The sequence below is a fragment of the Lactobacillus sp. C449L genome (assembly GCF_059900815.1).
This window is the reverse complement of record NZ_JBWXGA010000154.1, coordinates 1-476: the sequence shown is the minus strand read 5'-3', so window position 1 is coordinate 476 and position 476 is coordinate 1. Positions and strand designations below refer to the sequence as shown.

Annotated in this window: 1 protein-coding gene; it reads right to left on the bottom strand. The window is 71.2% G+C overall.

The annotated features are described in order from the left end of the window. Positions 1-476 (bottom strand): hypothetical protein (locus AC2JF9_RS08775; RefSeq protein WP_500726997.1); only part of this gene is annotated, 476 nt, incomplete at both ends.

Genomic DNA, 476 nt, shown 5'->3' with positions numbered 1-476 from the left:
CAAGATACGAGATGCATACCATCGCGACGCGCGACGTGTCGAGCCGCCCGATGTTGTCGCGCGACACGGCTTCGTGCGGCACGACGCGCGCGCCGAGCCCGTGCTTTCGCAGAAGCTGCGCCAGCATCGCGGCCGCAGCCTCGTCCAGGGTGCCGCGGCCGGCGATGCAGAGTATGGCCCCCTCGTGCCGCCACTCGGGCGGCAGGCGGTGCGGCTCGGGCGCGTTCACCTCGAGCGGCGGCTCGGCTCCGACCTCCTGCTCCCGCCGCGGCGGGGCGACGGGCGCCGCTTCGGTCTCCTCCGGCGAGGGTTCCACGTCCTCGTGATCGTCGAGATCGTCCACGAGTTCGCGGATGGCACGGCGGATCGTCTCGAGCTGCGGTTTCGTAAGGACGCCCCGCGTCGCGTCATTGGCCGCCAGCTGCAGGCCCTTGAGAGCCACCTCGTCGTAATAGGCGGACAGCGAGCGCTCCCTC